General features: G+C 38.8%; 10 protein-coding genes and 3 riboswitches. Of the genes, 7 read left to right on the plus strand and 3 right to left on the minus strand.

Features of this window, described 5'->3' with window-relative positions:
- Positions 1-268: 268 nt before the first annotated feature.
- A complete protein-coding gene (locus ACRPLY_RS16630) occupies positions 269-1,255 on the minus strand; it encodes a Gfo/Idh/MocA family protein (protein ID WP_049163085.1) in 987 nt (328 codons plus the stop codon).
- A gap of 173 nt (positions 1,256-1,428) precedes the next feature.
- On the minus strand, positions 1,429-2,061 hold the full coding sequence (locus ACRPLY_RS16635) for an NAD(P)-dependent oxidoreductase (RefSeq protein WP_033578197.1): 633 nt from the start codon (positions 2,059-2,061) through the stop codon (positions 1,429-1,431).
- Positions 2,062-2,484: 423 nt separating this feature from the next.
- On the opposite strand from ACRPLY_RS16635, the gene ACRPLY_RS16640 reads away from it, so the two are divergent.
- From ACRPLY_RS16640 to ACRPLY_RS16650, 3 genes are all read left to right on the plus strand, one after another.
- Entirely contained in the window at positions 2,485-2,682 is a 198-nt protein-coding gene (locus ACRPLY_RS16640) for a cold-shock protein (RefSeq protein ID WP_013055689.1), read from the plus strand.
- Between the two features lie 129 nt (positions 2,683-2,811).
- The gene (locus ACRPLY_RS16645; RefSeq protein ID WP_249887389.1) at positions 2,812-3,591 is read left to right on the plus strand and encodes an ABC transporter ATP-binding protein; all 780 of its coding nucleotides are present in this window, start codon (positions 2,812-2,814) and stop codon (positions 3,589-3,591) included.
- Entirely contained in the window at positions 3,588-5,330 is a 1,743-nt protein-coding gene (locus tag ACRPLY_RS16650) for a putative ABC transporter permease subunit (RefSeq protein WP_430158935.1), read from the plus strand. Before ACRPLY_RS16645 ends, ACRPLY_RS16650 begins: the two co-directional genes overlap by 4 nt.
- 29 nt (positions 5,331-5,359) lie before the next feature.
- Here the strand turns inward: ACRPLY_RS16650 and ACRPLY_RS16655 are convergent, their stop codons facing one another.
- Positions 5,360-6,685, minus strand: coding sequence for an amidohydrolase family protein (locus tag ACRPLY_RS16655; RefSeq protein WP_432232036.1), 1,326 nt, complete (start codon positions 6,683-6,685; stop codon positions 5,360-5,362).
- A gap of 508 nt (positions 6,686-7,193) precedes the next feature.
- Positions 7,194-7,295, minus strand: a riboswitch (purine riboswitch).
- A gap of 211 nt (positions 7,296-7,506) precedes the next feature.
- Positions 7,507-7,608: riboswitch (guanidine-I (ykkC/yxkD leader) on the plus strand.
- A 63-nt stretch (positions 7,609-7,671) separates the two neighbouring features.
- Here ACRPLY_RS16655 and ACRPLY_RS16660 point away from each other — a divergent pair.
- The 4 genes from ACRPLY_RS16660 (at position 7,672) to uca (ending at position 14,337) form a co-directional block, all read left to right on the plus strand.
- Positions 7,672-9,021: an APC family permease gene (locus tag ACRPLY_RS16660; RefSeq protein ID WP_049163081.1), complete on the plus strand. Its 1,350-nt coding sequence runs from the start codon at positions 7,672-7,674 to the stop codon at positions 9,019-9,021.
- 124 nt (positions 9,022-9,145) lie between these two features.
- A riboswitch (guanidine-I (ykkC/yxkD leader) is annotated at positions 9,146-9,250 on the plus strand.
- 47 nt (positions 9,251-9,297) lie between these two features.
- A complete protein-coding gene (locus ACRPLY_RS16665) occupies positions 9,298-10,035 on the plus strand; it encodes an urea amidolyase associated protein UAAP1 (protein ID WP_154991675.1) in 738 nt (245 codons plus the stop codon).
- Positions 10,036-10,055: 20 nt separating this feature from the next.
- The gene (locus ACRPLY_RS16670) at positions 10,056-10,709 is read left to right on the plus strand and encodes an urea amidolyase associated protein UAAP2 (protein ID WP_432232037.1); all 654 of its coding nucleotides are present in this window, start codon (positions 10,056-10,058) and stop codon (positions 10,707-10,709) included.
- 16 nt (positions 10,710-10,725) lie between these two features.
- Positions 10,726-14,337 (plus strand): urea carboxylase, encoded by a 3,612-nt coding sequence (gene uca / locus ACRPLY_RS16675; protein ID WP_432232038.1) that lies wholly within the window; start codon positions 10,726-10,728, stop codon positions 14,335-14,337.
- Positions 14,338-14,340: the final 3 nt, after the last annotated feature.

Below are 14,340 nucleotides of genomic sequence, written 5' to 3' on the forward strand. Positions count from 1 at the left end.
TATTTGCTTTTGCAGTGTGCTGCAACAAGATTTCAAATCTCAATTATGCTCTTTATAACTACAATAAAAGAGAATGAGACATAACGATCTAAATCCAATTTAGAGACGAACAAATGGTATAAATCATCTAATAAGGGTCACTACTTGTTACTTAAAACCTGCTTTTACCCTAGCCATAAAAAAATCCGAACGAGTTTGATTCTCCATCAAGAATCAAACTCGTTCGGATCTTCCTTCAACTAAACTACTTTTGTCCAGCCTCTTTTATTTATTTCTTATCATTTGGATATACAAGACCGATTTGCTCTCGCACTTTATCCATCACATGCATTGTTAGATACGAATTTTCATAAGAATTTGTGTCCGATTCCATCTTTCCTTGCTTTAACAGCTCTACGAATTCATTTATTTCGTAGTACATAGCAGGGTAAGGCTGATCGACCGTTAACTCTTCTACCCGTCCGTCATTGTATCGAATTTCTACCTTTTCAGCAGTATGTATTTTGTCAATAATCATACTGCCTTTTTCTCCTTGAATTTCACTTGGTAAATGCGAATTTGTAATCTTAGAATACATGATGACCGCGTCGCGATCTTCGTACTCTAAAGCAACTGACCCTTCTCCATCTACTCCAGATTCTAGCATAAACGCCGTTGCCTTTATTTTATGAGGCCCTCCAAACAACGTAATCAGAGGATACAGACAATATACACCTAAATCCATCAGTGAACCGTTGGCAAGCTCTGGCTTAAAGGCATTAAGCACGATACCTTCTTTGTATTTATCGTAACGAGAAGAATACTGACAGTAAGATGCCACGTATTTTCGAATTGGACCAATTTTATGTAAGTTCTCTTGAATCACGTTGAAGTTAGGAAGAAGGGTTGATTTCATCGCTTCCATTAGTAACACATTGTGATTCTTGGCTGCTTGAATCATGCGAGTTACTTCTGCTGCATTGGCTGCGAGCGGTTTTTCACACAGTACATGCTTGTTATTTTTCAAAAATAAGATAGCTTGTTCCGCATGATAAGCATTTGGAGTAGCAATATACACGGCATCAATTTTAGCACTCGCTGCCATTTCCTCCAAATCAGTAAATATATGAGGAATATCATATTTACCTGCAAATGCTTCTGCTTTTTCAATGGTTCGAGAATAAACAGCTGCAAGCTGAAAGTCGTCTACATACTGAGCTGATTCTAACAGTCGATCTGTTATCCAGTTTGTTCCTATTACGCCAAAACGAATCATCTTTTCATCTCCTTTTTATCATCTATGTTGTATTGTATCGTTTTTAAAAAGAAAAACGAAGAAATAATACAAAATCTATACCATTTTCCGTTGCTTTATATCTATTTTGTTCTATATAAAAAAACAGCTCACAACAAATGTAAGCTGTTTTTTTATATGACTCAAACGTAAGCTTATGCTTTCTCACCCACTACAGCAAAACGTTCGTTTACATAGTTTTTATTCTCTAACTCATCTATTAAAGCAATCGCATAATCAGCATAGCTAATATAGCTTTCATTTTGACTATTTGTAATCACGTGATCTTTTCCTAATTGATAGGCTCCAGTGCGAGCACCTTCTGGGTCAAAAAAAGCAGCTGGGCTTAAATAAGTCCAATCTATAGTTGATTTTTCTAGTTCTTTTAAACCTTTGCCCATATTTGAAGCCGTTGGATAATAAGCTGCTGGAAAACCTTCTGTGCTCATTAAAGGCATTGTTTTTTCTTCATCTACAAATAAACTTCCTGCTCCGCCCACTACTGCGAGTCGCGTTTGAACACCTTGAAATGCTTTAATAAGTGATTGTATAGACTCAACGTGCATCTGTTCGCTTCCGGGAGGTGCATTAAATGCGTCTACCACAGCATCGAACTGTTCAATGTCTTTTGAAGTAATGACAAAAATATCTTTTTCAATTACGTTTGTTTGATTTTTTAGTTTAGAAGCATTTCGAACAATGGCTGTTACTTCATGTCCTCTCTGTTTTGCTTCTTCCATAATTAATTGACCTGCTTTTCCTGTTGCTCCAATAACGCCAATTTTCATTTTTATTCTCTCCTTTTATTTTTGTTGTAACCACAATAGTTACATATTACACAAAAAAATTTGAGCTTTTATAACACTGCTATTTCTTTTCAGCTCGTTGTAACCATTATAGTTACACGTTATTCAATTTGTCAACCTCACTATTCATTTTTTTACGAGATAAAAGATTTTAGGGATCGCTAAAAAATCCACAAAACAATAGCTTATTTACTATTTCAAAATATTCCCATATTTTCAACTTATTTTTATCTCAGAGTACTTTTTTATGAAAAAAGGTTTCTTTTTTATAAAAAAGTGTTATACTAGGTATATTATTTCTTGTTCGGTGTTAACAAATAGAAAGACTTTCTTTAAAGTGATTCTTATTGAAATTGAGCAGAGATAGTAATATATTCGTGGATTTTCCACACAGGAGGTACTACAATGGTACAAGGTAAAGTAAAATGGTTTAATGCAGAAAAAGGTTTTGGATTCATCGAAGTAGAAGGACAAGACGACGTATTCGTACACTTCTCAGCTATCCAAGGCGAAGGTTTCAAATCACTTGAAGAAGGTCAAGAAGTTACATTTGAAATCGAAGATGGAGCTCGTGGACCACAAGCTGCTAACGTTCAAAAGTAATTGATTAAGAAGCTGTCACTAATGTGACAGCTTCTTTTTATGCTCTTTTTTGTTTTTTATTACATTTTATGAAACTTTATCCTTTTTCATTCGTATATGATAGTAGAAAAACAAACGAGGAGGATGAAGATGCACTCTATTTCACTATCAAATGTATCTAAAAGCTATGGGTCGCACAAAGCCGTCAAAGATCTTAACTTAACTGTAGAAAGTGGCGAACTATTCGGATTTTTAGGTCCTAACGGTGCAGGAAAAACAACTACTATTAAAATGATGACAGGCCTCTTAGAACCTTCTTCAGGCTCTATTGATGTATGTGGGATTAATGTATGGGATGCGCCCATTGAAGCAAAACGAAAAATTGCATACGTTCCTGATCAACCTACACTTTACTTAAAACTCACTGGTATGGAATACTTACAGTTTATTGCCTCTATTTTTAAATTATCTGCTGATGAATTCGAGACACGCTCCAATAAATGGCTAAGCCTTTTTCAGCTAGAAGAACGAGCAAATGAACTTATTGAGGGATATTCACACGGTATGAAACAAAAAATAGCCTTATGTGGGGCGCTTTTACATAACCCTGAAATTATTTTTTTGGACGAGCCAACTGTAGGACTTGACCCCAAAAGCGCAAGAACGCTGAAGAATCTATTGCGTAGCCTTTGCGATAGCGGCGTAACAGTCTTTATCACTACTCATATTTTAGAAATTGCTGAACAGCTTTGTGATCGAATTGGCATTATTTTAAATGGAGAAGTTATTGCTTTAGGTTCCATGAAAGAGCTTAGAGAGCAAGCGAACAATGATCAGTCCACCCTCGAAGACATCTTCCTCAATTTAACAGGGAATGAAGAGCAGCAAAACATCATAGAAGAACTTGCAAAAGCCGGTGAAATTCAATGATGAAACTCTTGCTTCAAACAGAAGGAAAACTACTTCTTAATCATTTTAGATCTTCTAAAAAACAGGCATACGCCACGGTTGGATTTTCTACTTTATTTATTGCTCTCATTGTGTATTTTTTATCAAAAGGCGTATGGAGAATCGCACCCTCTCTCTCTTTTGAGTTGATGAGCAGCTTATTTTCTTATAGCTGTTTATTATTAATAGGGATGCTGGTCTTAATGGGGATCCCACAGGTATTTAAAAACTTGTATTCTTCTTTGGACCTATCTTTTTTATTTACACTGCCCATTCCGACAAAACAGCTTTTTTGGGTAAAATATATTAAGAGTTTTCTTTCTACACCGTTGATAATGTTTTTTCTATTTTATATACCGTTTATCGTATACGGTATTCGAGTTCATACTAACTTTTTATTTTACATTATTTCATTTGCAGTTTTATTAAGTACAGTGGTAATTGGACTTTCTCTTTGTTATTTACTTAACCTTATATTGGTTCAACTCATCCCTGCACAGAGAGCAAACGAACTTATGACAGCCATGAGTGCTTTATCAGGTGTCATTGTGTATGTATTATTTCAACTTCCTAATTTCAGTTCTAATGGAGCACCTTTTGAAAAAGCAATAGCAGGCCTTCCCTTATTTCCTACATGGACGCCTTTTCACTGGGCAAGCATAGCGATAACTTCAAGTGCTAAAGGATCTGTTCATGCTTTTGTACCGGCGTTAAGTATTATGGTGTTAGCTTTTTTAAGTATTCTCTTATCTTCTTCTTTAGTGGAGAAAGGTTTTAGAACTGGATGGGTTCGTTTAAGTGAAGGAAAAGGAAAAAAGAGAGCTAAAATTTCATCAAGCAAAAAGTATAAAGTTCATCATCCGATTATGGTTATTGGTTTGACAGACTGGAAAAACATAAAAAGAGATTTGCGAGAATGGCTCGTTTTTATGCCTTTTGTATTCTTTCTTATCTTTCCTACCGTTGGTTTTTTAAAAAGTGGAGCTACTTTAGAGAATTTAATTTCTTATAAAGATAACGTATGGCTCGGCGTACAAGTTTTTTTCCTCTTCTTTTACGCTCTCTTTAACGGATCAATGTCTGCCTCTTCCATCGCGCGTGAAGCAGAAACAGCTTCACTTATAAAAAGTCTGCCGATTTCAAGTTGGCAACTCGCACTAGGTAAGCTGTGGATTAGCTGGCTGCTTCCTTTCATCCTGCTATCAACCATCGAAATTGTTCTAGGCTTGTTCATTCATTGGTCTGCTTTACAAATAATTGGTGGTATTTTGCTAAAAGGAATTTTAACCGTTGGAATTAGCAGTATCGGGATTTGGTTAGGTACTATTGGAGCTAAACACAATCCTAACAATCCTCAGAACCGTCTTACTTTTGGAGTTTCAATTCTCTTAGCAATTTTAGCCTATGTGTATTTGTTTATAGCGCTTATTCCATTTGCTTTACTAAACCTCCCTCCTTCATTTAAAGTATTTGCAGACGAACTTGCAGGAAGCGGATTTATTGGTTTCATAGCTGGTCTAGCTTCTAGTTTGCTTTCATTTAAAATGGCATATCCTGCTATAGCTTATCTAATAGGCATTGCTCTAATCATTATCTTTTCAGGAGGAATTGCTTTTCTAATGTTAAAACTTAGCACAACACGCTTAAAAAAAGGCATTCGAGTGGCAAAAGTACACTCCGGCTCTACTTTAGGGCGCCAAAGCTACAAAAAGAGTTTATAAAAATAGCTGCCTTTAAAAGGCAGCTATTTTTAACCAATTAAAATTTGATTTTCCTGCCAAAGGTTAGTCAAGTTCGTATCCGCGAGCCGCTGATGCGTCTCTTTTACGCTAAGCCAGCGATGCTTGTTGAAAACAAAGCGAGTTTCAGGAAGTTCAGTCCATATTTCCTGTACAGACTGGACATTTAACAGAACAAAGTTTGCTTCGTTTCCTTCTTCCACTCCATACTTTTCTTTTCCAATCAGCCGGGCTGGTATACTTGTAATCATTCGGAGCAACTGCCGTTGATCATCTGGACTTCCCATATGTGCAGCATAGGCAGTTAGTAACCCTACTTGCAGCAAGTCTGCTTTTCCAAACGGATGAAAGGGGTCGTTCACGTTATCAGATGCAGTAGCAATCGGAATCGCTGCTTTTTGTATGTCGCGAATACGCGTTACGCCTCGTCTTACAATTCCTTTATCTTCTCTTCCCTGTAAATATAAATTAGAAGCAGGTAATGTGACAACTCCAATTTTCGCCTGTTTCAAAAGGTTTAAGATTTCTTTCACTTTTGCATCAGTCATTCCTGCAAGCGAACAAAGATGCCCCACTACCACTTTTCCTTCCATATTCAATTCAATTGTTCTATGAGCAATATTAATTATCGTATCAACAGATGGATCATCGCTTTCATCCACATGTAAGTCAAGAGGTTTATTATAGGCTTGAGCCAGCGAAAACAGAGCATCAATCTCTTTTTCTGGATTTCCAGCTAAATGAGGACAGCCTCCAATCGCATCAATTTCAAGGTCGAATGCTCGTTCAATTTTAGTCATCTTATGCATATCATCAATGTCTAAGTTAGAGAATAGCGGAACAACCTGCACATCCATATACGGGCTTAATTCATCTCTCACTTCGACAGCCGCTTGTAAACTTCGAAATAAACTATCTTCTTCCATGCTGCAGTCAAAATCAATATGCGTTCGAATCGTAGTCGTACCGTTAGCTAATGCCTGCAAAGCAGTTTTAAACATTCGCTGCTTAATTTCTTCTTCTGGAAATGTCGGCAGGCTGCTGCTGTAATTTTTAATGGCTTCTTGAAGAGTTCCAGATAGATTGGGCACTTGAGGAAGCGAATGAGCTTTGTCTAAATGCATATGCATATCTACAAATCCTGGTAATAGCACACGACCCTGTGCATCAAGTGACGTTTCTTTTCCTAACACGGCTGCGTGTAGCGGAAAAAACTCGTCACCTTCAAGATAACCGTTTTGTAAAACGATAGAAGTATACATTCCATTTGAAATTTTCACTTCAAAAAGAGCGTGATCGTGCATAATTGGCAAGCGAACATTAATTAAGTGAAGCAATATAATTCCCTCCTCAATTTTTCAACTTCTTCATTTTTCATAGACCGCTTTATCTTCTCTATTATTTATTGTTTAAAGCATTAATTCGCCAAATTTCGCAAATCACCTTCTCTTTAAAGGCCTTTATTTACAGAGAAAAAAGCGAGAACAAAAAAAGGAGCAGCGTCCCCACGCTGCTCATCAAAGAAAAAATGCTAGAAAATAGATAGAATGTACTTCCCATGGTTAAATGAGGGCTTACAGATAAAGCTTCAGTGAGTGATTTCATGCTTTACATCGCTATTCTCCCCAGAAAGCAATGCAGATACAAACAAGAAATTTTCATTACTCGCTTATACTGTAAATAGACACATAAGAAAAAGCCCAAACAAAGGCAGGTCTCTCAAATACAATGAGCAAAAACCTACCCGCCTGGGCTTTTATCCCTTCGGTGTCATATCCACTTCCTTTCAAAAGTGAATATGTGAATCGCTTGGACCAAACTTTCTACTAACGTAAAAATGGGAACCTAGATTCACTTTTTACTCATAGTCCTATCATTTACGGTGATAAGGTAGAAACGTCTGAGCCATATTCTCAAACATATATGAGTGAACCGTATTTAGCTTTTTCTTGTCTACAAATATACTATAGGTCTCTCTATAAGTCAACTATAAACGAATAATCTTTTTAATAAAATTATATATAGTTCGCCTTTTACAAAAGTTTACTTTTTTAAAAAGTTTGTTAAACTATCTAACACAGTAGTTGCATCTTCTTATAATCCTGCTTATACTTCGAACTACTTACATTATCTATAAAGGTCTTCGCTCTGTTGAAGACAAAAAGCGATCTAGGGTTCCGTTTAACACATGTTAAAGGCTGGTCCGAGAGAGAGCGTACGGAACGGTCCGTATACACGGAAGGATAAAAGCCTGGGAGAATGACATCATTCTCCCAGGCTTTTCTTTTTTACTAGTATAAAATAGAGGAAAGAAGGGATTTGTATGAACAACCAACCAGCGTTAAGTAAATCGCTAAAGGTATATCAAATTGTATTTTTGGGTCTTGCCTGGATGACTCCGATGATTTTCTTTACAGTTTACGGAGTAGCCTACGATGCGGCTGGAGGGCAAATGGTCCTTGCTTATTTACTTGCTTTTTTAGCTATCTTTTTTACCGCATATAGCTATAGCCGAATGGTAAAAGCATATCCAATAGCGGGATCTGCTTATACGTATACGAAAAAAGCTATACATCCTCGCCTTGGCTTTTTAGTAGGCTGGGCACTTCTTTTAGACTATATTTTCTCCCCTATTATCGCTATTTTAACATTTGGTATTTTTATGCATACGGAATTTCCTTCTATTCCTGTATACGTATGGGTCATTGTCATGAACATTATCTTAGCTTTAGTCAATATTGTTGGTATTAAATCTGTCGCTCGTATAAGCGGCATCTCTGTTGTAGTTCAGATTCTATTTATAAGTTTGTTTTGTTTATTTATCATCAAAGATATTGCAACAGGTCAAGCTAGTTCTTCTACTCTTTTTTCACTTCATCCTTTTTTGGCTTCAGATGTACCGTTTACGACTATCTTTTCTGGAGCTGCGCTCATTTGCTTTTGCTTTTTAGGATTTGATGCCGTGACAACAATGGCGGAAGAAACGATTCAACCGGAAAGGACCATTCCAAAAGCCATTTTTCTTATTGTTTGTATTGCAGCTGTTATGTACATCGCTATTTCGTATTTTACACAGATTGCCTATCCGGGATTCACATTTACTAATCCTGATAATGCTGCCTACACCCTTGTAAAATTAGTGGGCGGAAATCTTTTAAGCAGTCTATTTATTACGGTCTTAATTATCGCAACCTTTACTCAAGGAGTTTCTTCAGTCACAAGCGTGACTCGCTTTTTATATGCTTTAGGCCGTGAATCCGTGCTGCCTCAGAAGGTATTTTCATATATTCATCCAACGTTTAAAACGCCCGTGGTGAATATCTTGCTTGTTACCGCTTTTTCGTTTTTGGGAATGTTTATTGATTTAAACACAGCCGTTACTTTTGTCAGTTTCGGTGCCTTAACCGCTTTTACATTTGTTAATCTATCAGTCATTGCCCATTTTTATATTAAGTTAAAGAAACGATCGTTTACTGAAACAATACTTTATTTAATCTTCCCTTTGATAGGAGCGGCATTTATCGGATGGCTGCTCACACTGTTAAACAAAGACACTCTTTTGATTGGTGTCGCCTGGCTTACGGTTGGATTTCTCTATTTATTTGTAAAATCTCGACTATCGGCTCCTTTTGTAAAGAGAGATCATTCAAAAGTGACGGTCCCTGAAAAATAAACTGAAAAATCAGTTTTTGTGTCAGGTATTCTAACAAACTGCTTGTCAACTTATTTTCAAACATACTATACTACGATTAATCGAAAGCCACAAATGGATAAAGGTTCTTACAGATGTTAAGAACAAAAAAGCTGTCTAGGGTTCCGTTTAACATACGTTAAAGACTGGTCCGAGAGAGAGCGATATGGCGCTATGCTGTATAACACGGAAGGATAAAAGCCTGGGAGACTACTCTCCCAAGCTTTTATCCTTTTTTTATTCTAAGGAGGTTATTTTATGAGTTATATCTGGAAGCAAACCATCCCAGCGGGCGGAAAATGGTCAGGACGAATTGGGAGAGGAAAATCAGTGACGTTTACCGCACAAGAATCCGGTGCAAACGCATCCCTACTATTGTACAACGCTTATGATTTAACGGAACGATACAACATGCCTGATACCTTAAAAGCTCAGCATACTGCTCATTTAACAAAAGGACACGTTCTGATGAGTGACAACGGCAGAGCATTTGCAAGCATCACTGCTGACACCACCGGCTGGCATGATACCATTTCAGGCTATACTACGCGCAGCTTAACTCATCAAAAATACGGTGCATCTACTTATCAAGAATCCCGAAACGCATGGAGAAGGAATGGCGAAGAAAACTTCTCAATGGAGCTTCTGCGCAACGGTTTAACAACACGGGATTTAGTCCCTAATCTTAACTTATTTTCAAAAGTATACTGCGACGAAGAAGGCAATATGAATTTTGTTTCTTCTCATTGTAAAAAAGGAGATTTTATTACGCTTAGAACAGAAATGGATTTGCTTTTTGTACTGTCTAATACCCCTAACCCTTTAGACCCAAGTAAAACGTATCCTTCTGTTCCGATTGAAATAACCGTAGATGAAGCAGCTCCTGTAAGCTCAGACGACTACTGTTTAAATTTTAGACCTGAAAATAAACGAGCGTTTGAAAACACATGGTCTTATGACCTATTGCTTGGAAATAAAACATTATCAACGATTTAAAAATGAAGGAGGCTTCTATAATGACTGTATTTAATCGAGTGGAAAGTAGCAGAAAAATAGAGAACGCAATTTATGATGAAACGGTACTGGCTGGGGATGGCTGGATGCACGAACTTAAACCAGGACAAACGCTTAGAATAATAGATGTAAAAGGAAATCAAGCAGCGGATACGTTATTCTTTGATGCAGAAAATCCAGAAGATCATTACAGTGCAGTATCTACGATTGCTAATCAAGGAAATATTTATTTATCCACCGGCACGGTGCTGCTCTCTCAATCTGGAAAAGAACTAGTCAAAATTGTAGCTGACACGTGCGGACGCCACGATACTTTAGGGGGAGCTTGTTCGGCACAAAGCAACACCGTACGTTATGCACATGACACGCTTCCAATGCATAACTGCCGAGATACATTTATGCTACAGCTATCAAAATATGATAGTCGCTACACCAAAAGAGATTTAGCACCGAACGTAAACTTTTTTATGAATGTACCTGTGACGCCAAGCGGCGGATTAACGTTTAATGACGGAGTGTCTGCACCTGGATACTATGTAGAAATGGAAGCGATCAATCCTACACTTGTATTGATCAGCAACTGCCCTCAGCTTAATAATCCGTGCAACGATTATAACCCTACCCCTATTCGCTTAGTTATTTGGGATTCATTATAAAAAGGAGTGTTCATCTATGTTTACAAAAGTATTAATTGCGAACCGAGGAGCAATTGCCGTTAGAATTGAGCGAACATTACGACATTTTGGAGTGAAATCTGTGGCTGTTTATACAGAAGCTGATCAAGACAGCCTGCACGTTGATGAAGCAGATGAAGCCATTTTAATTGGCAGCGGCCCGGTCAAAGAAAGTTATTTAAACGAAGACCTTATTCTAGATATCGCAAAGAAAACAGGAGCGGAAGCTATTCATCCAGGCTACGGTTTTTTAAGCGAAAACGCGGAATTTGCTCGTCGCTGTCGAGCTGAAGGAATTGTATTTATTGGTCCTACACCTCAGCAAATGGAAATATTCGGATTGAAACATTCAGCTCGGGAAATTGCGCAAAAAGCGGACGTGCCTTTGCTTCCTGGTACACCTCTTATTACAGATGTATCAGAAGCTGTACGTGCTGCTGAAGAGATTGGCTATCCCGTTATGTTAAAAAGTACAGCTGGCGGCGGCGGAATTGGAATGCGTGTTTGCCAGGATGAAAAAGCGCTTCAAGCCGCTTTTGACTCAGTTTGCCATTTAGCACAAACAAACTTTAAAAACAGCGGTGTTTTTTTAGAGAAATACATTCAAAAAGCTCGCCATGTGGAAGTTCAAATCTTCGGGAATTCTTTTGGAGAAGTAGTGGCTTTAGGAGAACGCGACTGCTCTATTCAGCGAAGAAATCAAAAAGTAATTGAAGAAAGTCCAGCTCCAAACTTCCCTTCATATATACGGGAAAATATGCTGCAAGCAGCTACTCGACTAGCTAAAGAAGTGGGATACCGAAGTGCAGGAACAGTAGAATTTTTATATGACGCCGAAGCGGAGAAGTTTTATTTTTTAGAAGTAAATACTCGTCTTCAAGTAGAACACGGCGTTACAGAAGAAGTGTTAAACATCGATTTAGTAGAATGGATGCTTAAAGAAGCATGCGATGAGCTGGTAAACCTTCCTTCTTTGCTTCCTGTTCCTTCAGGTCACAGTATCCAAGCGCGTATTTATGCCGAAGATTGCTTAAATGATTTTCGTCCAAGCGGCGGGCAAATCGACCAAGGCATTTTCTCTAAAAGTGCTCGAGTTGAAACATGGATGCGAGACGGCATTACTGTAACATCACTTTATGATCCTATGCTCGCTAAAATTATCGTTCATGGAAAAACACGAGAAGAAGCTCTTCTAAAATTGAGCGCTGCTTTAAAAGAGACAAGATTATACGGCGTTACTACTAATCTTCAATACTTGCAGGGACTGTTAGCAGAAAAAGCGTGTAAAACAGGCGATGTGTATACTCAAATGCTTAACTCATATACTCCGAGCGAACAAGCAATTGAAGTATTAGACGGCGGCGTTCAGTCCACTGTTCAAGATTACCCGGGACGCACCGGGCACTGGAATGTAGGAGTTCCACCGTGCGGTCCAATGGATCCTTTTGCTTTTCGCATAGGAAACAAACTTCTCGGAAATTCACCGGATGCCCCGGGAATTGAAATGACTCTCCGAGGCGGCTCTTATAAATTTAGAGCCAATGTATCTTTTTGTATTACAGGTGCCAACATGCAGGCTACATTAGACGGCGCTGAAATTCCCATGTATAAAACCATTCAAGCAAAGCCAGGGCAAATTCTTTCATTTGGTGAAGCAACCGAAGGAATGCGCACGTATTTACTGATTGGCGGCGGACTTGATATGCCTAAAATATTAGGCAGTTCTTCTACTTTTACACTAGGAAGCTTTGGAGGACACGGCGGAAGAGCACTTCGCACAGGAGATGTACTGCGTGTTTCTGACTACGCTCACGTTGAAAATGAACTTGCTCTTTCTGATCAGCCGACCATGTCTAAAGAATGGACAATCGGGGTGATTCCCGGCCCTCATTGTACAGAAGAGTTTTTGCAGCCAGAGTACTTGCAGCAGCTAACAAATACAAAATGGGAAGTTCATTTTAACAGCTCTAGAACAGGTGTTAGGTTAATAGGTCCCGCTCCTTTTTGGACGCGTGAAGATGGAGGAGAAGCCGGTTTGCACCCATCAAATATTCATGATAATGCCTATGCCATCGGCACCTTAGACTTAACTGGAGATATGCCTATTTTACTTGGCCCAGACGGCCCGAGCCTTGGGGGCTTTGTTTGCCCTGTTACGACTGCTTCAGCAGAGTTTTGGAAAATAGGACAGCTTCACCCCGGAGATAAAATTTCGTTTAAATTAATTGATCTTGAACAAGCTGAAAAACTCAAATGTACGCAGGAAGACTTTTTACAGCGTATCGGAACATCTGCATCACTTCCTGTGCTTACAAATCCAGTAGCACAGCCGCTCAAAAGCGATTATCCGCTTCTGATCAACGAAACGGAAAATAGACGATTCCCTTTTTCCGTCCGCTGCTCAGGCGATGCGAATATACTTGTGGAGTACGGAGAAATGGAGCTTGATCTGCTGCTTCGCTTCCAAGTGCATGCTTTAATGGAAGCTATTCAAAAGCGTAAGGATTTACCAGTTCTAGATTTAACGCCTGGTATCCGTTCTCTTCAAATTCATATTGATGCAACAAAGATGTCTATTCTTGAACTTTGCCAGCACATTTCAGCTATAGATCGTGCGCTTCCTCCACTTGAAGAAATGGAAGTTCCCTCTCGTATTGTAAAACTTCCACTTTCATGGGATGATCCTGCGACTCAATTAGCTATTGAACGCTATCAGCAAAACGTTCGCCCAGATGCCCCCTGGTGTCCAAGCAATCTAGAGTTTATTCGCCGAGTAAACGGTCTGGATCACATTGAAGATGTTAAACGAGTTGTATTTGACGCTAATTATCTTGTAATGGGGCTTGGAGATGTATATTTAGGCGCACCTGTTGCTACGCCTCTAGACCCTCGTCACCGTTTAGTGACAACGAAATATAATCCCGCTCGTACATGGACGCCTGAAAATGCAGTTGGTATTGGCGGTGCGTATATGTGCGTATACGGAATGGAAGGTCCTGGGGGCTATCAATTTGTGGGACGCACGATTCAAATGTGGAACCGACTTCGTCAAACGGAAAGTTTTGAATCAGGAAAACCGTGGCTTCTTCGTTTCTTTGATCAAATTCAATTTTACCCAGTAGAAGCAGATGAGCTTTTAAAACTGCGCGAAGATTTTCTTCGCGGGAGATTTGAAGCAGATATTACGGAGACAACGTTTAAACTTGGAGAATATTTAGATTTTCTTTCATCTATTGAAGAAAGCACGGCTGCTTTTCGTCACACCCAGCAGGCTGCTTTTCAAACAGAGCGAGAAGATTGGAAAGCACTCGGCTTAGCTGAGTACGTCTCTGAACATGAAACGGCTGAAATTACGGAACAAGAACTGCCCGAAGGTACGGAAGCCGCGCGCTGTACAATGCCGGGAAGCGTATGGAAAGTTCTTGTTGAAGAAGGACAAAAAGTTGAAAAAGGCGATACGTTAATTATCGAAGAAAGTATGAAAATGGAGTTTCCACAGCTAGCACCTATGGATGGATATATCAGTTCTATTCATGTAAAACCCGGCGATGAAGTACAAGCTGGACAGCTGATTGCCGGTATAAAAGCCTTTGCTCCAATTACTCATTAAGGA

The sequence above is a fragment of the Priestia sp. TGN 0903 genome (assembly GCF_050846855.1).
Taxonomy (GTDB): domain Bacteria; phylum Bacillota; class Bacilli; order Bacillales; family Bacillaceae_H; genus Priestia; species Priestia zanthoxyli.